This is a genomic window from Thioalkalivibrio sp. ALMg9 (assembly GCF_000380625.1).
Classification (GTDB): Bacteria; Pseudomonadota; Gammaproteobacteria; order Ectothiorhodospirales; family Ectothiorhodospiraceae; genus Thioalkalivibrio; species Thioalkalivibrio versutus.
Genome location: NZ_AQYC01000007.1, coordinates 63,880 through 88,598, shown reverse-complemented (window position 1 = coordinate 88,598; position 24,719 = coordinate 63,880). Strand labels below are relative to the sequence as shown.

Annotated in this window: 20 protein-coding genes and 4 tRNA genes; 1 reads left to right on the top strand and 23 read right to left on the bottom strand. The window is 66.0% G+C overall.

Features of this window, described 5'->3' with window-relative positions:
• Positions 1-129: 129 nt before the first annotated feature.
• Genes F792_RS0103995 through F792_RS0103980 form a run of 4 tightly spaced genes read right to left on the bottom strand, consistent with a single transcriptional unit; the run spans position 130 to position 6,296 of the window.
• Entirely contained in the window at positions 130-1,746 is a 1,617-nt protein-coding gene (locus F792_RS0103995) for an ABC transporter ATP-binding protein (protein WP_018168462.1), read from the bottom strand.
• Between the two features lie 2 nt (positions 1,747-1,748).
• The gene (locus F792_RS0103990) at positions 1,749-3,017 is read right to left on the bottom strand and encodes an ABC transporter permease (RefSeq protein ID WP_018168461.1); all 1,269 of its coding nucleotides are present in this window, start codon (positions 3,015-3,017) and stop codon (positions 1,749-1,751) included.
• Positions 3,010-4,389, bottom strand: a complete 1,380-nt coding sequence (locus F792_RS0103985) for an ABC transporter permease (protein WP_018143944.1) — start codon at positions 4,387-4,389, stop codon at positions 3,010-3,012. The genes F792_RS0103990 and F792_RS0103985 overlap by 8 nt, the downstream gene beginning before the upstream one ends.
• 47 nt (positions 4,390-4,436) lie before the next feature.
• A complete protein-coding gene (locus F792_RS0103980; protein WP_018168460.1) occupies positions 4,437-6,296 on the bottom strand; it encodes a peptide-binding protein in 1,860 nt (619 codons plus the stop codon).
• A 253-nt stretch (positions 6,297-6,549) separates the two neighbouring features.
• Between F792_RS0103980 and F792_RS0103975 the strand changes: the two genes are divergently transcribed.
• Complete coding sequence (locus tag F792_RS0103975) at positions 6,550-7,350, top strand: enoyl-ACP reductase (RefSeq protein ID WP_018143946.1); 801 nt, start codon at positions 6,550-6,552, stop codon at positions 7,348-7,350.
• A 120-nt stretch (positions 7,351-7,470) separates the two neighbouring features.
• On the opposite strand, the gene F792_RS0103970 is transcribed toward F792_RS0103975, so the two are convergent.
• From F792_RS0103970 to tolQ, 19 genes are all read right to left on the bottom strand, one after another.
• The gene (locus tag F792_RS0103970) at positions 7,471-9,360 is read right to left on the bottom strand and encodes a SurA N-terminal domain-containing protein (protein ID WP_018168459.1); all 1,890 of its coding nucleotides are present in this window, start codon (positions 9,358-9,360) and stop codon (positions 7,471-7,473) included.
• Positions 9,361-9,834: 474 nt separating this feature from the next.
• Positions 9,835-9,911: transfer RNA gene (locus tag F792_RS0103965), tRNA-Asp, on the bottom strand.
• Positions 9,912-9,947: 36 nt separating this feature from the next.
• Positions 9,948-10,023 (bottom strand) — tRNA-Val (locus F792_RS0103960).
• An 11-nt stretch (positions 10,024-10,034) separates the two neighbouring features.
• Positions 10,035-10,307 carry an HU family DNA-binding protein gene (locus F792_RS0103955; RefSeq protein ID WP_018143948.1) on the bottom strand — a complete coding sequence of 91 codons (273 nt, stop codon included), beginning with the start codon at positions 10,305-10,307 and terminating at the stop codon, positions 10,035-10,037.
• A gap of 260 nt (positions 10,308-10,567) precedes the next feature.
• Positions 10,568-13,033: an endopeptidase La gene (lon, locus tag F792_RS0103950; protein ID WP_018168458.1), complete on the bottom strand. Its 2,466-nt coding sequence runs from the start codon at positions 13,031-13,033 to the stop codon at positions 10,568-10,570.
• 82 nt (positions 13,034-13,115) lie between these two features.
• Entirely contained in the window at positions 13,116-14,396 is a 1,281-nt protein-coding gene (gene clpX, locus F792_RS0103945) for an ATP-dependent Clp protease ATP-binding subunit ClpX (protein WP_018168457.1), read from the bottom strand.
• Between the two features lie 142 nt (positions 14,397-14,538).
• Positions 14,539-15,180: an ATP-dependent Clp endopeptidase proteolytic subunit ClpP gene (clpP, locus tag F792_RS0103940; protein ID WP_018143951.1), complete on the bottom strand. Its 642-nt coding sequence runs from the start codon at positions 15,178-15,180 to the stop codon at positions 14,539-14,541.
• A complete protein-coding gene (gene tig / locus F792_RS0103935) occupies positions 15,177-16,484 on the bottom strand; it encodes a trigger factor (RefSeq protein WP_018168456.1) in 1,308 nt (435 codons plus the stop codon). Before tig ends, clpP begins: the two co-directional genes overlap by 4 nt.
• Before the next feature lie 82 nt (positions 16,485-16,566).
• Positions 16,567-16,653: transfer RNA gene (locus tag F792_RS0103930), tRNA-Leu, on the bottom strand.
• 122 nt (positions 16,654-16,775) lie between these two features.
• A tRNA-Lys gene (locus tag F792_RS0103925) sits at positions 16,776-16,851 on the bottom strand.
• Positions 16,852-16,990: 139 nt separating this feature from the next.
• Positions 16,991-18,259: a YeeE/YedE family protein gene (locus tag F792_RS0103920; protein ID WP_026304764.1), complete on the bottom strand. Its 1,269-nt coding sequence runs from the start codon at positions 18,257-18,259 to the stop codon at positions 16,991-16,993.
• Positions 18,260-18,383: 124 nt separating this feature from the next.
• Positions 18,384-19,070, bottom strand: coding sequence for a 7-cyano-7-deazaguanine synthase QueC (queC, locus tag F792_RS0103915; RefSeq protein WP_018168454.1), 687 nt, complete (start codon positions 19,068-19,070; stop codon positions 18,384-18,386).
• 1 nt (position 19,071) lies between these two features.
• Positions 19,072-19,767 carry a 7-carboxy-7-deazaguanine synthase QueE gene (queE, locus tag F792_RS0103910; RefSeq protein WP_018168453.1) on the bottom strand — a complete coding sequence of 232 codons (696 nt, stop codon included), beginning with the start codon at positions 19,765-19,767 and terminating at the stop codon, positions 19,072-19,074.
• Positions 19,764-20,606 carry a tol-pal system protein YbgF gene (ybgF, locus tag F792_RS0103905; protein WP_018168452.1) on the bottom strand — a complete coding sequence of 281 codons (843 nt, stop codon included), beginning with the start codon at positions 20,604-20,606 and terminating at the stop codon, positions 19,764-19,766. The genes queE and ybgF overlap by 4 nt, the downstream gene beginning before the upstream one ends.
• 15 nt (positions 20,607-20,621) lie before the next feature.
• Complete coding sequence (gene pal / locus F792_RS0103900) at positions 20,622-21,176, bottom strand: peptidoglycan-associated lipoprotein Pal (RefSeq protein WP_018168451.1); 555 nt, start codon at positions 21,174-21,176, stop codon at positions 20,622-20,624.
• A gap of 46 nt (positions 21,177-21,222) precedes the next feature.
• The gene (tolB, locus tag F792_RS0103895) at positions 21,223-22,509 is read right to left on the bottom strand and encodes a Tol-Pal system beta propeller repeat protein TolB (RefSeq protein WP_018168450.1); all 1,287 of its coding nucleotides are present in this window, start codon (positions 22,507-22,509) and stop codon (positions 21,223-21,225) included.
• 34 nt (positions 22,510-22,543) lie between these two features.
• Positions 22,544-23,557 (bottom strand): cell envelope integrity protein TolA, encoded by a 1,014-nt coding sequence (gene tolA, locus F792_RS0103890; RefSeq protein ID WP_018168449.1) that lies wholly within the window; start codon positions 23,555-23,557, stop codon positions 22,544-22,546.
• An 11-nt stretch (positions 23,558-23,568) separates the two neighbouring features.
• Positions 23,569-24,021 (bottom strand): protein TolR, encoded by a 453-nt coding sequence (gene tolR, locus F792_RS0103885; RefSeq protein WP_018143960.1) that lies wholly within the window; start codon positions 24,019-24,021, stop codon positions 23,569-23,571.
• A gap of 3 nt (positions 24,022-24,024) precedes the next feature.
• A complete protein-coding gene (gene tolQ, locus F792_RS0103880) occupies positions 24,025-24,699 on the bottom strand; it encodes a protein TolQ (RefSeq protein WP_018168448.1) in 675 nt (224 codons plus the stop codon).
• Positions 24,700-24,719: the final 20 nt, after the last annotated feature.

Here is a 24,719-nt window from a genome sequence, read left to right as displayed (position 1 = left end):
AGAGCGGAAAGGCCGTTGTTCACCGCACAGGGCACGGAACACACGCAGAGAACACCAGGAAAGCATTCGCTACGGTAAGCGACCCGCAACCGCCAGACGGCGGCCATGCACCGCACAGCGCGGGCGGGCTTACAGATAACGCGAGACGCGCGGCACGGCATCCAGCAGGTGGCGGGTGTAGTCGGCCTGCGGATTGGCCAGCACCTCGGCGGTAGCGCCGATCTCCTCCATGCGCCCGTCGTGCATCACCAGCATGCGGTCGGAGAAGTACTCGACCACGCCCATGTCGTGGGTGATGAAGATCATCGCCAGACGTCGCTCCGCGCGTAGCCGGCCCAGGATCTGCAGCACCTCTGCCTGGACGGATACGTCCAGCGCGCTGGTCACCTCGTCGCAGATGATTACGTCCGGGTCCAGCACCAGGGCCCGCGCGATCGCGATACGCTGGCGCTGACCACCGGAGAACTCGTGCGGATAGCGCCACAGGGTGTCCTCCGGCAACGCCACCTGATCCAGCACCTTCCCGGCCAGGGCGATTCGCTCGTCCTGATTGGCGCCGATGCCATGCACCGCCATCGGCTCGGTCAGCAGCGTCAGCACGTTCAGGCGCGGGTTCAGCGACGAGGCCGGGTCCTGGAACACCACCTGCAGGTGCCGCCGCAGCCGGCGCAACGGCTTGCGTGCCATGTGGGTCAACGACTCGCCCCGGTAGCGGATCTCGCCACCGGTCGGCTCGATCAGGCGCAGGATCGCGCGGCCCAGGGTGGTCTTGCCACAGCCGGACTCCCCCACCACGGCCAGCACCTCGCCATTCTCCAGCTCGAAACTGACGTCATCCACCGCCCGCACCACATCCACCTGGCGACGCATTAGGCCCTTCAGCACCGGGAAGTGCACCTGCAGGCCGGACACCTGCAACAGCGCTTCGCGCCCCGCGCCCGGCACCGGCGGCAGCGGTGGCAGGTTCTCCGGCAGCGCCTGGATCAGCTTGCGGGTGTAGGCGTCCTGCGGAGCGCGCAACAGCGGCAGGCACTCCCCCTGCTCCACCAGGCGCCCCTGGCGCATCACCGCCACGCGATCAGCCACCGAGGCCACCACGCCGAAGTCGTGGGTGATCAGCAGCACCGCCATGCCGTTCTTCTCGCGCAGGTGGTCGATCAACTTCAGGATCTCGGCCTGAATGGTCACGTCCAGCGCGGTCGTCGGCTCGTCCGCGATCAGCAGATCCGGCTCGGCAACCAGGGCCATGGCAATCATCACCCGCTGGCGCTGGCCGCCGGAGAGCTTGTGCGGGTACTCGTCGCGGCGCTGTTCGGGGTTCGGCAACTGCACCTCGCTCAAGACCTCGAGGGTGCGCGCCGCGCGCTGCTCCGGACTCATCTGCGGGCGATGCAGGCGCAGCACCTCCTCGATCTGATCGCCCACCTTCAGCACCGGGTTCAGGGAGGTCATCGGCTCCTGGAAGATCATGCCGATGCGGTCGCCGCGCACGTGCTGCATCACCGCGCTGGGAAGCCCCAGCAACTCCTGGCGGCCTTCGCGCCCGGCCAGCCAGGCCTCGCCCGAGGGCCTCTCGAAGCCCGCATCCAGCAGACGCATGATGGCCAGCGCCGTGATCGACTTGCCGGAGCCCGACTCCCCGACCAGCGCAAACAGCTCGCCCTCGCGGATGGCGAAGCTCACATCCTCCACCAGCGCCGCCTCGCCGTCGCGGTGGCGGATCTGCAGATTGCGCACCTCCAGCATGGTCAGCGCACCCCGCCACTGGTGGCGCTGGTGGCCCCGGCCGCCGGGCGCCCACCTTCGTCGCGATTGGCAGTGCGTGCAGCCGAACGCGCATGGGGATCCACCGCGTCGCGCAGGGCCTCGCCGATCAGGTTGTAGGCGAACACGGTCAGGAAGATCGCCCCGCCGGGGAAGGCGGCCATCCACCAGTTGAAGGTGGAGCTCTGCACCGCCTGGTTCAGCATCTGGCCCCAGGAGGGATCATCCACCAGTCCGAGGCCGAGGAACGACAGGGTCGCCTCGGCGAGGATCGCGGAGGCGACGCCAAAACTGGCCGCGACCAGGATCGGGGCGATGCCGTTCGGCAGCATGTGCCGGAACAGGATGGACGGCAGCGACAACCCCGAGGCGATGGCCCCCTGCACGAAGTCCTGCTGGCGCAGGCGCAGGAACTCGGCACGCACATAACGGGCGTAGCCGGACCATGAGGTCAGGCCGATGATCAGCATCATCAGGTACAGCGAACGGCCGAAGAAGGCGACGAAGGTCAACAGCAGGAACAGCGTCGGGATGGCCTCGAAGATCTCCACCAGGCGCATCCCGATCATGTCCACGATCCCCGAGAAATAGCCCATCAGCCCACCCAGGATCACCCCGATCCCCAGCGCAATCCCGGTCGCGATGAAGCCAATGGAGAGCGCGATGCGCGTGGCGTGGATCATGCGCGAGAGCACGTCGGCGCCGGTATCGTCCGTACCGAACCAGTGCACCCGATCCGGGGACTCGCGCGGGGCCTCCAGCCCGGTATCGGCGTAATCGCGCAGGTAGTCGCGCGGCGAGTACGGGATCGGCGCGCGGATTACCCGCTGATACTCGCCCATCACCTCGGCCTCGCGGTACTGCTCGTGAATCACCAGCGACGGCGGCGACACCGTCTGCCAGGCCACCACGCCCAGCACCGCGCCCAGCACAGCCCAGAGACCGAAGCGCCGCCATGGCCGCCCGGGCAGACGCCAGAAGATCAGTGCCAGCACCAGCAAACCAAACAGGGTGACGTCCGCCGCCGTCAGGTAGCGCAGAAAAGGCAGCGCCCACGCGCCGTCGGCGGTCTGCACCAGCAGCGGGTGGGAATTCGCCAGCACTGGCGCAAGGACCGCAACCAGGGTCAGCAGCGCGATCCAGCCAATCCCGAGGCGGGCACCCCAGCGCAGCAGGATCTCGCCCACCACGCGCCGGGCCCAGGAACGGCTGCGGCGATCCGCCTGCTGCGCGTTGTGCGCGGTCTCAGTCATAGCTCACCCGCGGATCGACGATGGCGTAGGCCAGATCCGCCAGCAGATAGCCCACCAGGGTCAGCACGCCCGAGATCAGGGTAATCGACAGCACCAGCTCGCGGTCGCGCGTCTGCACGGCCTCCACCGCCAGCTTGCCCATGCCATCAATGGAGAAGATCGCCTCCACGATCACCGAGCCGGCCAGCAGCGAGGGCAGCAGCGTGGCCGACACGGTGATCAGGGGCAGCAGGGAATTGCGGAACACGTGACGCCACAGCACGTCGTGCTCGGCCACCCCCTTGGCGCGCGCCGTACGCGCGTAATCCGAGGTCAGGTTCTCCAGCACCGCCGAACGCGAAAGCTTGGCCAGGAATGCCAGCCCGCCGTAGGACAGGCACAGCACTGGCAACACCAGGTGCCAGGCCCGGTCCAGCAGGAAGCCCGGCACCATATGGCCCGGCGCCAGGCCCAGCGCCAGCGCCAGCCCGGCACCCAGCCCCAGGGTGCCCAGATAAAACCCGCGCAGGACGCCCCAATCACTGTGCGCCATCATCCAGCCCACTCCGCCCCCGAGAAGCACGGCCACTGCGGTACTGACCATCCCGGCCGGTGCCAGATCGCGGAACATCAGCCAGCCGCAGACGGCCCCGAGTGCTGCCCCGACCCCGCCGCGGATACGGGCGGGCAGGTAGCGCGCAAGGTAGATCCCCAGCGCCACCCCCAGAAACGGCAGGATCAGCAACAACGGCAACGCCCAGACCACCTCCACCGTGGGCAGGAAAGTCATGTCCAGCGCCGCGCGCTGGCTGAGCCCCCCGGTGGGGAACCACTGCCAGAACTGGTCGGAGGCAAAAAAGCCGATCAGCAACACGCCGGCCAGCATGGTCGGCACCGACCACAGGGCCAGCAGCACGACGCCAGACTGCGAATCGAAGGCCTGGCCATGCTGGGTGGCCGCGCGCACCCCCACCGCAACCGCGACGATGTAGATCAGCGGGATGGAGAGCACGTTCAGCAGCAACGTGATCGGCAAGCGTTCGGCCACCAGATCGATCACCGGCCGGCCATAGCGGAAACTGGTGCCCAGATTGGGGACCTTGAAGTGTGGCCAGCCGGTGAGCGAGCCGTCCGCGTCCTGGGCAAATCCGATCGGCGAGATGTTGTTCAGCCAGCGCCCGAACTGCACCGGGGCCGGCTGATCCAGCCCGTAGAGCTGGTTGTAGTAGTCCTCCATCGCCTTCTGTGCCTGGGGCTCCAGGCCCTGGCCTTCGACCAGCGTCAGGGCGCTGATCCCACCGGGTGCGGCCGCCATCACCGCAAACACGACCACGGTGATCCCGAACAGGGTCGGCACCATCAGGAGCATGCGGCGCAGGATGTAGGTCAGCATCGCGTGCGGCGCTCCCCTGCCGCTTCAGCTTCCATGGGCATCGCCGGCTACTGCCCGTACCGTTGCGATTCGAACGGGACGTAGATCTCCAGCGGCACCGCCCCCAGGTTGAGCCCCAGCGCGGTCTGCTCCAGGTTCTGGATGCGCCGGTCGATGAAGGCCAGGGTCTGGCGCCGCATCAGGAAGGTATACGGCTGGTCCTCGTACAGGATGCGCTCGGCCTCGCGCCAAAGCTCCATGCGCGCGGGCTCGTCCACCTCACCACGCGCCGCCTCGATCACCGCATCCAGCTCGGGATTCTGGTAGTGGATGAAGTTGTCGCCACCGGAAACCACCTGACTGGAGTGGAACATCTGGTAAATATCCACCTCCACACCGCTGGTCCAGCCCAGGGTGATGGCATCGAAATCCTGGCGGGTGAGTTGTTCCAGCATCACCGACCACTCGGTCGGCGACGGGCGCATCTCGATCCCGGCCCGCGCAAAGAGGTCGCGCAGGAACAGCGCGATGCGGCGGGTGTCCTCGTTGTCCTGGAAATACGACAGCTCGAAGGAGAACGGCTCGCCGTCCTCGTTGACCAGCACGCCATCGCGATTGCGTTCGCGGAAGCCGGCCTCGGCCAGCAGCTCCAGGGCACGCTCGACATCATAGGGGATCGGATCGAGATCCGGATTGTGCTGATCGCTGCGCGGCGAAAACGGAGAGATCGCGCGCTCGGCATACCCCAGCATGACCTCCTCGATCAGCCGGTCAACGTCGGTCAGGTAGCTCATCGCCTTGCGCACCCGCGGGTCGGCGAAACGCGTCGGCTCGCCATCGCGCTGCTGGTTCCAGGCAATGTAGGAATAGCCGGCCGTGGGGCTCATGTACTCGTGGGTATCCGCGCGCTCGCGCAGGGCCTCGTCGTCGCGCAGCCGGGCATATTCGCGTGGACGCGCCCCGTAGACGTCAATATCGCGATTGCGGAAGGTGGTCAGGCGCGCACTGTCATTCTGGATGACCCGCCACACCAGCCGATCCAGCGACGGCTCCACCGGTCCCCAGTAACGCGGGTTGCGCTCCAGTTCGATACGGCCGGCATCCGGGGTCCAGCCGGTCGGATCCTCCATGCGGTAGGGTCCGGACCCCAGCAGGATGCCGCGCGACTCGTTGAAGGTCTCCGGATCCTCCAGGTAGCGCCCATAGAAGTGTTCCGGCAGGACATCCAGGCCGCCCGCCACCCGCATGGCGTCGAAGTATGGCTCCTCGAACACGAACCGCACCGTGCGCGCGTCGACGGCCTCGACCGCCTCGATCTTTTCCAGGAAGGCCCTCGCCCGCGGCACCGCGATGGCGTCGGTCATCAGGAAATCGAAGGTGAAGCGGATATCCTCGGCCGTCAGCGGCTCCCCATCGGAGAACTGCAGCCCCGGGCGCAGGCGGAAGGTCAGCTCGGTACCGGTATCGTCGAACTCCCAGGATTCGGCCAGCAACCCCTGCCACTCCAGCGTCTCCGGGTCACGCACCACCAGCGACTCCAGCACGTAGTTCTGCACCTCGGAGGCATAGGCATCAGAGGAGACATACGGCGTGATGGTCGCCAGGCCCGTGCCAAAGGCCTGCACCAGCCAGTCACCCTCGGCGTAGTCCTCCTGCTCGGCCGCGCGCGCCGCTCGCCGGAACGCCGAGGGGACGTCGTCCGCCCGCGCGGCACGCTCGCCATCCATCCCGGCGAAGCGCCCGGAGGCAAGGTCGGATTCCAGGCCCTGCAGGCTGCGCCGCAATGCACGGAGGTCCCGGGCCTGCTCGGTCATGGTGTTCTGCATGGAGGCCATGCGTTGCCACTGGCGGTCGATCTGGACCATCACCAGCAACAGCAGGATACCCAGCACGATCAGGGTCACGATCCAACCAAAATGACGACTCACAAGGCCTCCGGGTTGCTGCGGTGGCAGTCCGGCAGGCCCGATTCCGGGGCGCCGGGTGGGCGGCCCTGAAGACCGCAAGTGTTCGCACTATAGCAAGCCGCTCCCTCCGGCTCATCGGGTGCTGGCCGCACTTGCGGCACATCGGTATGATCCCGAAGACAGTCGCGTCCGTCCCCGGTTCCGCTCGCGGTCGGGCGCCGTCGAGACGACCCGCCCGGGTGCGTCGGCACGGATCAGAATCAAGGAGTTTTACATGGGTTTTCTCAAGGGCAAACGCGCACTGATCGTCGGCGTGGCCAGCAACCGTTCCATCGCCTACGGCATTGCCGCGGCCATGCATCGCGAGGGCGCCGAACTCGCCTTCACCTACCAGAACGAACGCCTGCGCGATCGCGTCGAGAAGCTGGTTGCGGATTTCGATTCCGACATCCTTGTGCCCTGTAACGTCGAGGACGATCGCGAGATCGAACAGGTCTTCGAGCACCTGGACAATTACTGGGACGGCGTCGACATCCTGGTGCACTCGGTCGCTTTCGCGCCCAAGGAGCAGCTGGAGGGGGACTTCCTCGACAACATGACCCGCGACGGCTTCCGCATCGCGCACGATGTCAGCTCGTACAGCCTGGCCGCGCTGGCCAAGGCCGGGCGCGGCATGATGAAGGACCGCGACGCCTCCATCCTCACCCTCAGCTATCTGGGTGCCGAGCGCTCGATGCCCAACTACAACGTGATGGGCCTGGCCAAGGCGAGCCTGGAGGCCAATGTGCGTTACCTGGCCTACACCCTGGGGCCGGAAAGCACCCGGGTGAACGCGATCTCCGCGGGTCCGATCCGCACCCTGGCGGCCTCCGGCATCGGCGACTTCAAGCGCATCCTGGATCACGTCCAGGCCAACGCGCCGCTGCGCCGTAACGTCACCACGGATCAGGTCGGCAACGCCGGCGCCTTCCTCTGCTCCGACCTTGCCTCCGGGATCACCGGCGAAGTGATGTACGTCGACTCCGGCTACAACACGGTCGGCCTGGGCGCCGCCGAGATCGGCCTCGAAACATAAGGCGACCCTGTGGTACCCGGGCGATCCCGGGTACCAGAAAAAAGCCCGGCACCGCGCAAGCGGGCCGGGCTTTTTCGTGGTCGGGAGTGCACCAAGCGCCCCCTCACGGTTCTGCGGCGACTAGTCGAGCGCGTCGGGGAAGCGCTTGATCTCCGCCTGTTCTTCCAGCCATGCGAGATAGGACCGGAATTCGGCACTCCCGTAGGCGTTGCCAATCTGGTCGCGCGCCCGCTGGCGCGCCGCGGCATCCACTGCGTCCTCGCCCATGCGTACGGCTTCCAGCACGGTCACCGCGAAGTCACCATCCCCGACCCGGGCGCCGGCAATCTCCACCGCGCCCTCGCCTGGCGCCGGCAGCCGGAACAGGTGGTCCTGCAACCCGGTTGGCAGATCGGCCGCCCGTTCACGGGTGATCTCGACCGACCGACTCCATTCTCCGTTCTCCACGGCCTCGGCGGTCCAGTCATCGGCTTCGCGCAGTTGCTCGATCAGGGCCTCTCCCGCCTCACGCGCGGCATCCGCGGCGGCCTGACGCTGCAGGCGCTCGCGGATCTCGTCCTCCACCTCCGCCAGCGGGCGCACCTCGGCCGGCTCGTGCTCATCGACACGCAGGATCACGGTGGAACGGTCCTGCAGGTCGATCGCCTCGCTGTTGTTGCCGTCTTCCAGTACCCGCGGGTCAAACGCCGCATCGCGGATGGAACGATGGCGGGCGATGCCATCGCCCGAGCCGCGGGAGAACCAGTCGCTGGTCTGGACCTCCAGGCCCGTTGCGTCGGCGGCCGGCTCCAGAGTGTCCGGAAACTCGATTGCCAGTGCCATCAGGTCGTCCAGGGCGTCGATCTGCAGCTGTTCGGCCGTCCGGTCGCGCAGATCCTGCTCGACCTCCTCGCGCACCTCTTCGAACGGCTGCGCCCGGGATTCCTGGATCGAGGTCACCTCAAGGATGAACCAGCCACGATCCGTTCGTACCGGCTGACTGATGAGGTCCTTCGGCAGGGTGAAAATGACGGTCTCCAGGGTGGAATCCAGATCGCCCCGGGCGACCTCGCCCAGGCTGCCACCACGGTCGGCCGTCAGGCTGTCTTCGGAGTATTCCTCCGCCAGGTCGCCGAAGTCCTCGCCATCATCCAGGCGACTACGCAGTTCACGGATACGCGCCTCGCCATCCTCGTCGGTATCCTGGATGCGGATCTGGCGCACCTCGCGCAGTTCCGGCTCTTCGTAGCGACTGCGATTGACCCGGTAGTGTTCGCGCACCTGATCCTCGGTGACATCGACCCCGGCCTCCAGGCCTTCCGGGTCCAGGCGCAGATAGCTCACCCGCACCCGTTCCGTGGTCGTGAAGTCTTCCGGATTGGCGTCGTAGTAGTCGCGGATCGCGTCGTCATCCACCACATCCGGACGATCAAAGTCGTCCGCGGCGAAGACCTTCCAGCTCGCAACCCGCGTCTGGTTGCGCAGGCGGCTGTAATCCTCCACCAGGGCTTCCGGCACCACCCCCGTGGCCTGGATGCCACGCTGAATTTGCGACATCACAATACTGCGGGCGATGTCCTGCTCGAAGTCGGCCGGGCTGATGCGCTGGGCATTCAACAACTGGCTGTAGCGTTCGCGGCTGAAGCGGCCCTCCTCCTGAAACACCGGCATGCCGCGGATCTCGCGCAACACGCTGTCGCCCGCCGCCTTGAAGCCGGCGGAATCGGCCGCCTGGCGCAGCAGTTCCTGGCGGATCAGGGTCTCCATCGCCTGCAGGCGGATGCCCTGCTCGTCCAGGACGTCATCCGGGATCTCGCCGCCAAACATGCGCGCCATCTCGTCGCGCTGGGCGCGGGCCTCCTGGTGCACGTCGCGCACCGCGATATCCGTGCCGTTCACCTCGGCGGCGACCAGCGGGCCCGCCCCGCCGAAATACTCGCCCAGGCCCCACAGGGCAAAGGGGATGGTGATCAGGCCAATGATCACATAGGCGAGCCAGCCGCTCGCCCGGTCACGAATCGCTTGCAACATGATGGTCTCTGCTCACTCCGGCAATTAGGAGGAAAACGGGAATCAGCGGCCGATGGTAGCAGGCACGCCCGCGCGCGTCTGCGCCTGGGCTCGGGTGTCTGCCACGCAGCGCGCGCTGGCAAGAAGAAGGGCCCGACCAAGAGCGTCTACCGGAAGATCAGAAGACTGGATGGGAGGCGGGGCGAAACTGGACTGGTCTCCTCGCATGAAGCCTTGCGCACTCTCGTGCCGGCGCCGATCGCTGGGGACATACCTCGGAGCCGTCGGCCCGGAGGATCGGACCTCGCATTCGATGCGCTCGCGCGATGACAGTGCCCGGCCCCGGACTCCCGGAAATGCGTCTCGGGCTTTGTTCCGCCCTTCCCACGTTCCGATCGACTACTGTGGACCTTGGTCTGGCCCAAAGACGTGGCTTCGAGCGCTCCGTGGTAGCCAACAAAGAAAAAGGCGCCACAAGGGCGCCTTTCTCAAAGATGGCGGAGCGGACGGGACTCGAACCCGCGACCCCCGGCGTGACAGGCCGGTATTCTAACCAGCTGAACTACCGCTCCGTATTCGTGCAGCGCAACCAGGGTCAGGGTTGCACTTGGTGGGTGCTGACGGGTTCGAACCGCCGACATTCGCCGTGTAAAGGCGACGCTCTACCAACTGAGCTAAGCACCCCATAAAGCGCGCTAGTTTACTCGATCCTTGAGCGCTTTACCAGCCTTGAACGAAGGCGTTTTCGACGCGGCAATCTGAATGCTCTCACCGGTACGCGGGTTACGGCCGGTGCGGGCTTCGCGCTCGCGCACCAGGAAGGTACCAAAGCCCACGAGGGAGACCTGGTCACCCTTGGCGAGGGTATCGCCGACCACACTCACCAAGGCATCCACGATGTTGCCGGCCTGGGCCTTGGGAACATCGGCTTCCGCCGCGATCGCGTCGATCAATTCGGATTTATTCATGAAGCGCTTCCTTATCTCAGTGGTGACTCAGGCTTTCTGCCGGACGGGGCCTAGCTTACACCAGCCGGGGACCTTTTCTCCATGGCCCCGCGACTGCCCTCGGCACGAAATCAGATGATGCGCATGGGGTTATAGCAAGCCCCCCGAAAAAGTGTCAAACGCCCGCCCGGCGGGGCCCTCGGGCCGGCTTGAACCAACACACAAAAAACCGCGGGCGCCGATGAATCCAGCGGCCGCGGTTTCGCACCAATTACAGATGCTTAGTGATGCCGGACCCGACGGCGACCGGATTCCTTGGCCGGCTTGACGACTTCCTCGACCTTCTCCGGCGTTTCCCCGGCCTTGCCTTCCGGCATGTGGGTCAGCGCGAGCTCGAGGACCTCGTCGATCCAGCGCACCGGACGAATATCCAGCTTCTGCTTGATGTTCTTCGGGATGTCGACCAGATCCTTCTCGTTCTCTTCCGGGATCAGGACGGTGCGAATCCCTCCGCGGTGGGCGGCCAGCAACTTCTCCTTCAGGCCCCCGATCGGAAGAACCTGGCCACGCAGCGTGATCTCGCCGGTCATCGCGACATCCGCACGCACCGGGATACCGGTCAGTGCCGAGACGATCGCGGTGCACATGCCGATGCCCGCGGACGGGCCGTCCTTCGGCGTCGCGCCCTCCGGCACGTGGATGTGCAGGTCCTTCTTCTCGTGGAAGTTCTCCTCCAGGCCCAGGGCCTCGGCGCGCGAGCGAACCACGGTCAGGGCGGCGTGGATGGACTCCTGCATTACATCGCCGAGCTTGCCGGTCTGCTGGGTCTTACCCTTGCCCGGGACCACGCTGGCTTCGATGGTCAGCAGCTCGCCGCCGACCTCGGTCCAGGCGAGACCCGTGACCTGACCGACCTGATCGTTTTCCTCGGCCAGGCCGAAGCGGAAGCGACGCACGCCGAGATATTTCTCCAGCGTCTTGGGTGTGACCGAGGTGGTGCGTGCCCGCTCCTTGTCGCTGGCCAGCAGACGCTGCTTGGCCACCTTGCGGCAGACCTTGGCAATCTCGCGCTCCAGCGAGCGCACGCCCGCCTCGCGGGTGTAGTAACGCACCATGTCGCGCACCGCCGAATCGGAGATCTGGATCTCGGCCGGCTTCAGGCCGTTGGCCTTGATCTGCTTGGTCAGCAGGTAATTGTGCGCGATGTGGACCTTCTCGTCCTCGGTGTAGCCGGACAGGCGGATGACCTCCATGCGGTCCAGCAACGGCCCGGGGATGTGCATGCTGTTGGCCGTGGCCACGAACATCACGTCCGACAGGTCGAAATCGACCTCCAGGTAGTGGTCGCTAAACGTGTGGTTCTGTTCCGGATCCAGCACCTCGAGCATCGCCGAGGCCGGATCACCGCGGAAGTCCATCGCCATCTTGTCGATTTCGTCCAGCAGGAACAGCGGGTTGCGCACACCCACCTTGGCCAGGTTCTGGATAATCTTGCCCGGCAGCGAGCCGATGTAGGTCCGGCGATGGCCGCGGATCTCGGCCTCGTCGCGCACGCCGCCCAGCGCCATGCGCATGAACTTGCGATTGGTCGCACGCGCGATGGACTGCCCCAGCGAGGTCTTGCCAACCCCGGGCGGGCCGACCAGGCACAGGATCGGGCCCTTCAGCTTGCGCACGCGGGACTGCACCGCGAGATACTCGAGGATGCGTTCCTTGACCTCTTCCAGGCCGTAGTGGTCCTCGTTGAGGATCTTCTCGGCGCGCGTCAGGTCCTTGCTGACCCGGGTCTTTTTCTTCCACGGGACGTTGACCAGCCAGTCGATGTAACTGCGCACGACGGTGGCCTCGGCCGACATCGGAGACATCATCTTCAGCTTGTTCAGCTCGGCGGTGGCCTTCTTCTTGGCCTCCTCCGGCATCCCCGCCTTCTCGATCTTGTCGGCCAGGTCTTCCTGCTCGTTCGGCGCGTCCTCGAGATCCCCCAGCTCCTTCTGAATGGCCTTCATCTGCTCATTCAGGTAGTACTCGCGCTGGGATTTCTCCATCTGCTGCTTCACGCGGCCACGGATCTTCTTCTCGATCTGCAGCACATCCATCTCGCCCTCGATCTTGGCGACCAGGTGCTCCAGACGCGCGCGCACATTGGCGATCTCGAGGACTTCCTGCTTTTCCTCCAGCTTCAGCGACATGTGCGCGGCAATGGTGTCGGCCAGGCGCGAGGTGTCGTCGATCCCGGCCAGCGAGGTCAGGATCTCCGGCGGGACCTTCTTGTTCAGCTTGATGTACTGCTCGAACTGATTCAGCGCGGAGCGGCCGAGGATCTCCAGCTCCTTGTCCTCGGTGTCGTATTCCTCGTCGATCAGCCGGATGTCGGAGACGAAGTAGTCCTCTTCCTTCTCGACATTGCCGGTAGTGGAGATATCCATCACATGGGCGCGCTGGGCGCCCTCCACCAGCACCTTGATGGTGCCGTCGGGCAGGCGCAGCAGCTGCAGGATATTGCCCAGGGTGCCAATCTGATGCAGATCGCCGGCCTCTGGCTCGTCGACCTCCGCGCTCTTCTGCGCGACCAGCAGCACCTGCTTGTTCTCGGCCATGGCCGAATCCAGCGCCCGGATCGACTTCTCGCGACCCACGAACAGCGGGATGACCATGTGGGGATAGACCACGACATCGCGCAGCGGCAGCACCGCGACGCGCTTGACGGGGGAGTCCACCTCGTTCTGGGAGGAGTGGGTATCGGTCATGTTGCCCCCTAAGGGCTGGACGAATGTACAGGAGGAAGTGGGGGCGGCGGCGCCCGTTTCAAGGGCGCCGCGACACTTCCGCTCAGGAATCCGCGGCAGCCTGCTTCTTGGCGAACGAGTCGTTCTCGTAGACCAGGTACGGCTCGGCATCGCCACGGATCACCGCCTCGTCGATCACCACCTTGCTGACCCCCTCCATGGAAGGCAGCTCGTACATGGTGTCGAGCAGGATGTTCTCCATGATGGTGCGCAGACCGCGCGCACCGGTCTTGCGGGCCATCGCCTTGTGGGCGATCGCGGACAGGGCATCGTCGCGGAACTCGAGCTCCACGCCCTCCATCTCGAACAGACGCGCATACTGCTTGATCAGGGCGTTCTTCGGCTGGGTCAGGATCGTGATCAGTGCGTCCTCGTCCAGCTCGTCCAGCGTCGCCTGCACCGGCAGACGGCCGACGAACTCGGGGATCAGGCCATAGCGCACCAGGTCATCGGCCTCCAGCTGCTTCAACCACTGGCCACCGGACTTGGCCGCCTCGGTGGTGCGCAGCTCGGCGCCAAAGCCGATCCCGCCCTTCTCGGCGCGCTGCTGGATCACCTTCTCCAGCCCGGAGAAAGCACCGCCACAGATGAACAGGATATTGCTGGTATCGACCTGCAGGAATTCCTGCTGCGGGTGCTTGCGCCCGCCCTGCGGCGGCACCGAGGCGGTGGTGCCCTCGATCAGCTTCAGCAGGGCCTGCTGCACGCCCTCGCCCGAGACGTCACGGGTGATGGACGGGTTGTCCGACTTGCGCGATACCTTGTCGATCTCGTCGATGTAGACAATGCCGTTCTCGGCCTTCTCGACGTCGTAGTCGCACTTCTGCAACAGCTTCTGGATGATGTTCTCGACATCCTCGCCCACGTAGCCGGCCTCGGTCAGCGTGGTGGCATCGGCGATGGTGAACGGGACGTTCAGCACCCGCGCCAGGGTCTCGGCCAGCAGCGTCTTGCCGGAGCCGGTCGGTCCGATGAGCATGATGTTCGACTTGGACAGCTCGACATCGTCCTTGCCGGCCCGGGCCTGCAGGCGCTTGTAATGGTTGTAAACCGCGACCGAGAGGATCTTCTTCGCGGAGTTCTGGCCGATCACGTAGTCGTCGAGGATCGCGCGGATCTCGTGCGGGGTCGGCAGGGAATCACGCTCGGCGTGACCCACTTCCTGCATCTCCTCACGGATGATGTCGTTGCACAGCTCGACGCACTCGTCGCAGATGAATACGGATGGCCCGGCGATCAGCTTGCGCACCTCGTGCTGGCTCTTTCCGCAGAAAGAACAGTACAGGAGCTTGCCGTCGGCGGGGGGGGTGGTTTCGTCGCTCATCCGTTTGCCTCGGTTGCGATTTCAGTGTTCTTCAGAACATGCCCCGTTTGCCTGGCAGTTGCAAACGAGCCAAGCGGAAGTCCGGTATTGACGCCCCCGCCCCGAAACGGTGCTCGGGGGCGGGCTTGCGAACAACGCGGACTCAATCGCTCGCGGAGTCGCGATGGGTCAGCACGTGGTCGATCAGGCCATATTCCTTCGCGTCGACCGCGGTCAGGAAACGGTCACGATCGGTGTCCTCCGCGATCTTGTCGATCGACTGGCCGGTATGATGGGCCAGCACGCGGTTCAGCTCATCGCGGATCTTCAGGATCTCGCGAGCGTGGATGTCGATATCCGAGGCCTGGCCCTGGAAGCCGCCCAGCGGCTGATGGATCATCACGCGCGAATGCGGCAGGGCATGCCGCTTGCCGGCGGCACCGCCCGCCAGCAGCAACGCGCCCATGCTGGCCGCCTGGCCGACACACAGGGTGCTGACCTCGGGCTTGATGAACTGCATGGTGTCGTAGATCGCCATGCCGGCGGTCACCGCGCCACCCGGAGAGTTGATGTACAGGCTGATTTCCTTGTCCGGGTTTTCCGACTCGAGGAACAGCAGCTGGGCCACGATCACGTTGGCCATATAGTCCTCGACCGGACCCACGCAGAAGATCACTCGATCCTTCAGCAGGCGGGAGTAGATGTCGTAGGCGCGCTCGCCGCGGGCGGTCTGCTCGACCACCATCGGTACCAGGTTCAGCCCCTGGGCGTGTTGTGCGCCCTGGTCGGCCATATCGTGGCTCATTCAGTCGACTCCTTGTTCGGATTCATCACGTCCTGGAAGCTGGTTTCCTTCTCGGTGACCTTGCCCTGCTCGAGCACCCAGTCAACCACCTGATCTTCCAGCACCAGTGACTCCAGGTTGCTCTTCGCCTGGGGATTGGAGCGGTAATACTGCTTCACCTCTTCCGGATCCTCGTAGGTCGCCGCCATCTCCTCGAGATCGCGTTCGACCCGCTCGGCGTCCACCTCGAACCCCTTCTGTTCGATGATGGCACGCAGCGCCAGACCCAGACGCACGCGACGCTTCGCCTCTTCCTCGAACAGGCTGTCCGGCAGCGGCTGCGTCTGCTCGGCGCCGCCGAAGCGCTTCTCGGCCTCTTCGCGCAGGCGGTTGACCTCCGACTTCACCAGGGCATCCGGAAGATCGAAGTCGTGCTTGTCGACCACGGCCTCCAGTACCTGCTGCTTGACCCGGCCCTTCAGGGCCTGGCGCAGTTCCCGCTCCATATTGGACCGCACATCGGCGCGAAGTTTCTCGACCGAGCCGTCCTCGATCCCGAATTTCTTGGCGAACTCCTCATCCACCTCCGGCAGCTTCGGCCCCTCGACCTGCTTGATGGTCAGCGCGAACTGCGCGGTCTGGCCCTTCAGGTTCTCCGCCGGGTAGTCATCGGGGAAGGTCACATCAATGGTCGGCTCCTCGCCGGCCTTCACGCCCGTGAGCTGCTTCTCGAAGCCCTCGATCAGGCGCCCGGCGCCGAGCTCGATCTGGAAGTCTTCGGCCTTGCCGCCCTCGAACTCCTCGCCGTTCAGGCTGCCGACGAAGTCCAGCGTCACCCGGTCGCCTTTCTTGGCCTTGCGCTTGACCTCGGCCCACTCCTTGTTCTGCTCGCGCAGGGAGTCGATCACGCGATCGATGTCCTCGTCCCCGACCTCGGCCACCGGGCGTTCGATCTCGACGCCGCTGAAGTCAGCCACGGCCACTTCCGGGAACACCTGAAAGCTGGCGGTGAACTCGATCGCGTCGTCGCCTTCCAGATTGGTCGGCTCGATGCTCGGGTTACCGGCCGGCTCCAGGCCCTCCTGCTGCACCGCCTCGCGGTAGCTTTCCTGCAGGACCTCGCTCATCACCTCCTGGTACACCCCGGAGCCGTAGCGCTGGCGCACGACCTTCAGCGGGACCTTGCCCGGGCGGAAGCCGTCCAGCTTGACCCTTTTGGCGAGGGACTTTAGGCGATTGTCGACCTCGGTATCGATCCGCTCGGAGGGGACCTGGATGGTCATCTTGCGTTCCAGGTTGCCGGTGGCTTCAACAGAAACTTGCATGGAGGGCCTCGTCATAGTTCGGTAATCGGTCATCCCTGCCGATCGCAGTGGTAACCTTCATGGCTGGTCGGAATGCAGACAGTGGTGCGAAAGGAGAGACTCGAACTCTCACGGGTTTTACCCCACTGGGACCTAAACCCAGCGCGTCTACCAGTTCCGCCACTTTCGCGATCTTGCAGAAAACTCTTGTTGCGTTCGCGCGTTAGCCGCGCATTCTAGCGTGTTCCCCACCCACAAACACAAAGAGCCCGTATAGACGGGCCCTTGTGCCGGTGCGGGGACCGGAGAAAATGGTGGGTCGTGTAGGATTCGAACCTACGACCAATTGGTTAAAAGCCAACTGCTCTACCAACTGAGCTAACGACCCTTTTCGGTTCGGCCCGGAGCGAACATCTGGATCGCCCTGGCCGTTGCAAAGTCGAAGGCCCGGGATCGCCGGGCCTCCAGTGCCGCGTAGTTTACGGCGCGACGGGGAAAACGCAAGACGCGCCCCCGTCGCTATGCCATCAGATGGCTTCCAGCTTGCGCATGCCGCCCGGCAGCAGCTTCATGTCCACCAGCGAGGTGATCAGCGCCTTGCCGAAGCTGGCCTCGTCTTCGTAGACCATCTTGTAGTACTGGATCTTCATGGTCAGCGCCGCGCCGAAGACGATCATGACGAACGTCAGGAAGCCGCCCAGGGCCAGCGTGGAGATCCCGGTGATGCCCTGGCCGATGGTGCAGCCCATCGCCAGAACGCCGCCGAAGCCCATCAGGATCCCGCCGATGAAGTGGTTCACGAAGTCGCGCACCGAAGCGAACCACTCGAAGCGGAAGGCACGCGTGACCAGGGCCCAGAAGAAGGAACCCAGGATCACGCCGGCCAGCGCCATCACGCCGAAGTACAGGACGGTGCTGTCGAAGCCGGTCGACACGTAGCGCAAGCTCTGTCCCATCGGGTTGATGAAGGTGAACGACTGGTTGGCCCAGGGGGCACTCTCGGCCGGGCGCTCACCCGCGTCGGCATCCGCCACGAAGTCCCAGTCCGAGACATAGGCTTGCGGGGTGTAGGTGTCCATGCCGTCATCGACCTGGATGTTGCTGGTCAGCCACCAGGCGCCCAGCACCACCAGACCGATCACCAGCCCCCCCAGGATATTGTCAAAGCTGCGACGGAAGTCCGCGGCCTTGAAGATCAGGGCCAGCAGCAGCACGCCGATCACGAGACCCAGCACCAGGCGCGCGGTCAGGCCGTTCTCTTCACCGGCCACCAGCGTGCCCAGATCCTGGCCCGCCGGGGTGGAGATCGCCAGCGCGGTGGTCCAGTCCATGAACAGCAGGGAGTACAGGGTGTCGGAGGTACCCGGCAGCGGGCGAACCATGTAGAAGGCGATGATCGCGATCACGATCAGTACCATCAGCGACTTGATGTTGCCGCCGCCCACGCGCACCAGGGTCTTGTTACCGCAGCCGGAGGCATAGGTCATGCCGATCCCGAACAGGAAGCCGCCCAAGGCGTGCTCGACCCACTGGAATTCGGTCATGCGATAGTTGGGGAAGGAGCCATCCGCGCTCAGCACGCCGAAGAACTCGAGGATCGCCACGCCCAGCATGGCCACGGCAATCGCCAGCAACCAGGAACGCATGCGTCCGGTATCGCCCATGTTCACCCAGTCGGACACGGCGCCCATGGTGCAGAAGTTGGTCTTGTTCGCCACGGCTCCCATGATGAAGGCGAGGATGAACGCCCCACCCAGGAACGCCATTGCGGCAGTCGAAAAACTGGAGAATTCCATCACGTATCCTCTCGATGAAAGATTTCAGGGCACGCCTGCACCCATGGGGTGCGCAGCATACATCGGACGCTAGACGAGATCGAGCCCGCTTTCATTCCTGCCCGAGGCATTCCGGGGCCGCGGCTCAGTCGGGGACATAGCGAGTCGGGTCGGGGACACCGGCGGCCGCGAAGCCCTCGCGGCGGATGCGGCAGCTGTCGCAGCGCCCGCATGCGCGGCCGTCGGCGTCGGCCTGGTAGCAGCTGACCGTCTGGCTGTAGTCGACCCCGAGGCGGACCCCGGCCTGGATGATCTCGGCCTTGGACCAGTGCATCAGCGGCGCCCGCACCTCCCAGGGCGTGCCCTCCACCCCGCTGCGGGTCGCCACCCGGGCGAGGTCGCGGAAGGCCTCGATGAAGGCCGGACGACAATCCGGGTAGCCGGAGTAGTCCACCGCATTGGCCCCCACATACAGCAGGCGCGCGTCCAGGGTCTCGGCAAACCCCAGGGCGAGCGCCAGAAACACCGTGTTGCGTGCCGGCACGTAGGTCACGGGGATGCCCTCGGTCGGTGCCGTGGGCACGGCGATCGCGGCGTCCGTCAGTGCGGACCCACCAATCGCGCTCAGATCCACCGCCACTACGCGGTGATCCGTCACGCCCTGGGCGGCGGCTACGCGCCGCGCAGCGTCCAGCTCCGTGTGATGGCGTTGACCGTAGTCGATCGACAGGGCGTGACAGTCCAGCCCCTCGGCGCGGGCCATGGCCAGGCAAGTCGCCGAGTCAAGCCCGCCCGAGAGCAGCACCACGGCCTTCTCCGCGCGCTCACTCATGTCAGCGCCCCGGCTGGTCGCCCCAGAGGAGCTTGTGCAGCTGCATCTGAAAGCGAACCGGGAGACGTTCCGCGATGATCCAGTCGGCCAGGGCCCTCGGTTCCAGTTCGCCGTACACCGGCGAGAACAGGACCTCGACCTCCGGGGCCAGCCCCAGACGCTCCAGCTCGGCTCGCGCCCAGTCAAAGTCCTCGCGCCCGGCCAGCACGAACTTCAGCTGGTCGCCGGCCCTCAGTCGAGGGATGTTCTCGGGGTGGTTGCGAGCGGATTCCTGCGACGCTGGCGCCTTCCAGTCCATCACGATGGCCACCCGCGGATCGACACCCGCGATCGCCATCGCCCCGCTGGTCTCCAGCGAAACGCTGAAACCGGCATCGCACAGGCCCTCCAGCAGCGGCAGGCAGCCCGGCTGCGCGAGCGGCTCGCCGCCCGTCACGCAGACATGCCGAACCCCGGCGCGCCCGACCCAGTCGAGGATCGTCGCCAGCATCAGGGCCTCGCCACCCTCGAAGGCGTATTCGCTGTCACACCAGCGACAGCGCAGCGGGCAACCGGTCAGGCGCACGAAGGCGGTGGGCCAGCCCACCTGCGCCGCCTCCCCCTGCAGGGAGACGAACATCTCGGTGATCCTCAGCCGCACCGCGGCCGGATCGATCACCCCGGCGCCCCGGGCATCGCGCAGCGTGTCCGTGGTCATTGGCTGTCTTCGATCCGCCGCAGGCGCTCACGGGCCAGGCGATCCAGGGTGGTCCCGCCGTAGTCGGCCCGTACCGCCTCCAGCGCCTCGCGCGCCGCGTCGAAGTTCTGCAGTTCGTAGTGGGCGTAGCCAATCTTCAGCAGGGCATCGCCACCCTTGTCGCTTTCGGGGAAATCCTCGCGCAGCCGCTCGAAATCCTCCAGCGCTGCTTCGAACTCGCCGCTGGCGTATTTCGCCTCGGCCAGCCAGTACCAGGCATTGGCGGTGAAGTTGCCCTCGGGGTAGTCCTCGATGAACTGTTCCAGCTTGCGCATGGCCGTGGTGTAATCCCCGGCCATCAGGTCGTCAAACGCCGACTGATAGGCGGCCTGCTCGTCCGCTTCCGGCAGGTCCAGTTCAACCACCTCCTCCCGCGGCGCGGCATCCGTGGCTACCGCCCCGCTCTCGAACGCGCCCACCCGCTCATCCAGGTGACGGAACTGATCACGCTGGCGGGTGCTGAGACGGTTCACCTCGTGGCGCAGGGTTTCCACCTCGCCGCGCAGTTCGCGCAGATCCCGACTCAGCGACTCGGAGACCTGCAACAATTCGTTCATCGCACTGGAATCCAGCACCCGCTCGACGCGCTCGAGGCGGCGTTCGAGCTGGCGGATCTGCGACTGGGTGGCGAACACCGTACCGTCCTGGGCCCCGGCCGTGCCCGGCACCAGGGCCAGCGGGGCCAGGGCAAAGGTTACGGCCAGAATGGCGCCAAGAAGAAGGCCCGGACGTCCCGGGCACCGAAACAGAAATGCCCCCGAGGGGGCATTTCCGCAAGACTTGTCGAGCTTTGATTGCATCTGGCTTCCCGTCGCTTAGCGCCGGGATTCGTAGACCAGCTCGACCCGGCGATTCTTGGCCCAGGCCTCCTCGTTCTGCTGGAAGGCCACCGGCATCTCTTCACCATAACTGATGACCTCGAGCTGGTCATCCGAGGCGCCGTTCAGATTCAGCACCCGGCGCACCGACTGCGCCCGGCGTTCGCCCAGAGCCAGGTTGTACTCGCGCGTACCGCGCTCGTCGGTATGCCCTTCCAGACGCAGGCGCGCACCCGAATTCTGCGAGAGATAGGCGGCATGCGCCTCCAGCATCGGCATGTATTCGGACTTGACCTCGTCGCGGTCGAACTCGAAATACACCAGGCGTTCGGCCAGCGGGCTTTCCGGGTCGTCCAGGGCCGCCGCGTCGAAATCGCGATCTCGACCCAGGCCGCGGGCCTCGGCGGCCTCGCGTTCGGCACGCGCCTGTTCGGCGGCCGCCTCGCGCTCGGCGGCTCGTTCGGCATCCTCGGCATCGCGCGTTGGTGTGGCACAGGCCGACAGGGCCGCAATGACGACAGCCGCAAGGGCCAGGCGAAACAGGTTATTCATGGCTTTCGTTTCCTCGAAAAAGGGACAGTAAATAGGTCCGGGGACATCAGTTCAGGGGCGACCAGGCAGGTTCGCGCACCTCGCCTTCGCGGGCGGCCAACCGCTGGTGCACCTGGCCGTCGCGACTGACCGAGCCGAGCACGCCTCGCCCCCCATCCGTCATGGCATACAGGATCATGCTGCCATTGGGTGCAAAGCTTGGCGACTCTGCATCGCGCCCGTCCGTGAGGCGCGTCACACGGCGATCATCCAGATCGAGACGCGCCAGCTGAAATCCGCCATCGCCCCCATGGACGTACACCAATGAGCGGCCATCCGGGGAAATCGTGGCCGCCGCCGCGTAGCCGCTCTCGAAGGTGAGACGGCGCGCATTGCCACCGCTGGCCGGCTGGGCATAGATTTGCGGCGCGCCCGCACGATCCGAGGTGAAGTAGATGGTGTCGCCGTCGGGCGACCAGACCGGCTCGGTCTCGATCGCGCTGGAGCGCGTCAGTTGACGCAGATCGCCTGAGGCCAGATCCATCACGTAGATATTCGGCGAGCCGTCGCGCGAAAGGCTCAGCGCCAGCTGGCGGCCGTCCGGGGACCAGGCCGGGGCGCTGTTAATGCCGGTAAAACTCGCGATCCGGTTGCGCTCGCCGGTCTCCACATTCTGACGGAACACCTCGGAGCGGCGATTCTCAAAGGAGACGTAGACCAGCTCACGACCGTCCGGCGACCAGTCCGGCGACATGATCGGATCCTCAGACCGGAACAGGGTACGCGGATTGGCGCCGTCGGAGTCCGCGACCTCCAGGCGAAACTCGCGCGAGTCGTTGCGGCGCTCGACGCTGACAAACGCGATACGCGCACTGAAGGCACCCGGGTCTCCGGTGATCTGCTCGTAGACGATATCCGACACGCGATGCGCGCCGCGGCGCAGCATGTCCGCCGGCACCGGGATACGCCAGCCGCCCAGGCGTTCCTCGGCCAGCACGTCGAACACGTGGAACTCGACCATCACGTTGTCGCCGTCGGGGCGCATCGAGCCGACCACCAGATACTCCAGACCCGCCTCGGCCCAGGGCTGAGCAAGGAAGTCGGCTGGGCCCGAGGGTGCTTGGGGCAAACCGTCGCGTTCGACGTCAAACAGCCCGCTCCGGGTCAGGTTCGCGGCCAGGATCTGGTCCACATCCTCGCCCGGACGCCCGTCGCCATCCCAGGTGAACGGAGCCACGGCCACCGGGATCGCACCCGTCACCCCCTCGGTTACCGTCACTTCCAGTACCGCCTGGGCCTGCGCCGACCAAAGCAGCGCCAACCCCAGCAGCATCGTATGAATCATTCGTTGCATGTGTTTCCTCGTGGACCGGCTTGCGCCGGCCCGGTCAGTCGGGCTCGAAGCGGATGAGCACCCCACCGCGCACGGCATCCGCATCCGGTGGGCGCGGCAGCGACGACAGGCGATCCATGGTCTGACGGACCGAGTCGCAGAAGGCGGGCCCGCCGGAGCAGCTCTCGATGTCGAAATTGATGATACGCCCGGTCTCGTTGACGCGCACGAGAACGATGGCACGATCCGAGGCATCCAGCCCCGATGGCTGGCGCCAGCGTCGCTGCACCACTGACTGCACCTGCGCGCGCCATTCGTTCAGCTCGCGATCCGCCTGTGCCTGGCGTTCCGCGGCCTCGCGCCGGGCCTGCGCCTCGGCCATGCGCTCCTGCTCGCGCTCCATCGCCTCGCGGCGGCGCTGCTCTTCCAGTTCGCGCTCCTGCTCGGCGCGACGCTCGGCCTCTTCCCGTTCGCGGCGTTCGGCCGCCTCGCGCTCGCGGCGCTCCGCCTCTTCCTGCGCCTGACGCTCCGCTTCCTCGCGCTCCCGCCGTTCCGCCGCCTCACGCTCGCGCGCCTCCTCGGCCTCACGCCGGGCCTGTTCCGCAGCCTCGCGCTCCTGGCGGATACGCTCGCGTTCGGCCTCGGCCTCCTCGCGCGCCTGGCGCCGCTCCTCCTCGGCCTCGCGGCGGGCCTGTTCGGCATCCTCCAGGGCCTGCTGGCGCGCGCGCTCCTGTTCCTCGCGGCGGCGTTGCTCCTCGGCCTGGCGGCGCTCTTCCTCGCGCCGGGCCTGTTCCTCGGCGCGGCGGCGTTCCTCTTCGGCGCGCAGCTGTTCGGCGACCTGCTCCTGCTCGGCGACTTCGCGCTGGTGTTCGATACGATCGAAGGTCTCGGCATCCACCGCGACCGCGTCGATCACCTCGATATCCTCCTGCACCGAGATCTCGACAGCGGCACGGGTGGAGGTCGGCGAGACGAGGCTGACATTCAGCAACAACGCCGCGAACAACACGCCATGCAGAAGCAGGACGAGGACCAGGCTCAAGGGATGACGGCGCAGGAGCTCGAACACGGCGGGGCGGCTCAGTCCTGGTTGTCGCGCGGCGGCTCGGTGATCAGCCCGACCCGGCCGCCTCCGGCACGCTGCAGGGCAACCATGGCATCGATCACGCGGCCGTAATCGACATTGCGGTCACCGCGCACGAAGGTCTGGGTACCCGGATTCTCGGCGAGGAACTCGCGCACGATCTCGGTCATCTCCTGCGGCGCCAGCGGCTCGTTCACATAGGGCCCCTGGTTCAGGCTCATGGCGCCGCCGGCATCCACCGTGACCACCAGCGGCTCGGCCGCCTGCGGGTCCTCTTCCATGGCCTCGGCATCGGCCTCCGGGAGGTCGACCTCCACGCCCTGCTGCAGCATGGGCGCGGTGATCATGAAGATGATCAGCAGAACGAGCATCACGTCGATGAACGGCACGACGTTGATCTGCGACATGGGCCGCCGCAGGCGGCGACTGTTGCGACGCGACTCGGCCATGGCTTAGGCCGGCGCCCCGGCGGCACCCTCGGCAGGCTTGCCCGCCCCCTGGCGATTCAGCAGGGCCACGAACTCGTCGCCGAAGTTCTCCAGGCGCGAGGCCACGCGGTCAACATCCCCGGCGAACCGATTGTAGGCGATCACCGCCGGGATGGCGGCGAACAGGCCAAGCGCGGTCGCGATCAGGGCCTCGGCAATCCCGGGGGCCACCATCGCCAGCGTGGCCTGCTGCACCCCGGACAGCCCCAGGAAGGCATGCATGATGCCCCACACCGTCCCGAACAGGCCGATGTACGGGCTGGTCGAACCGACCGTGGCGAGGAACTGCAGGTAGCGCTCCATCTCGTCGGTCTCGCGCGCGATGGCCACGCGCATCGCGCGGTGCGCGGGCTCGCCGGGCGCCATGCCGTGCTGGCGGGCCCGCAGGAATTCCTTGAAGCCCGAGGAGAAGACATGCTCCATGCCGGACATCTCCGACTTGCGCCGCACCCCCTCGTACAGATGCGACAGATCGGCGCCGGACCAGAAGCGCTCCTCGAATTCATCGCTGGCGCGGTGGGCCGCGTTGAGGGAACGCGCCTTGATGATAATCACCAGCCAGGAGAGCACCGAGGCGACCACCAGGATCACCATGACCAGCTGCACGATCAGACTCGCGTCCATGATCAGCTGGTACATTGAAAAGTCGACTGTCACTT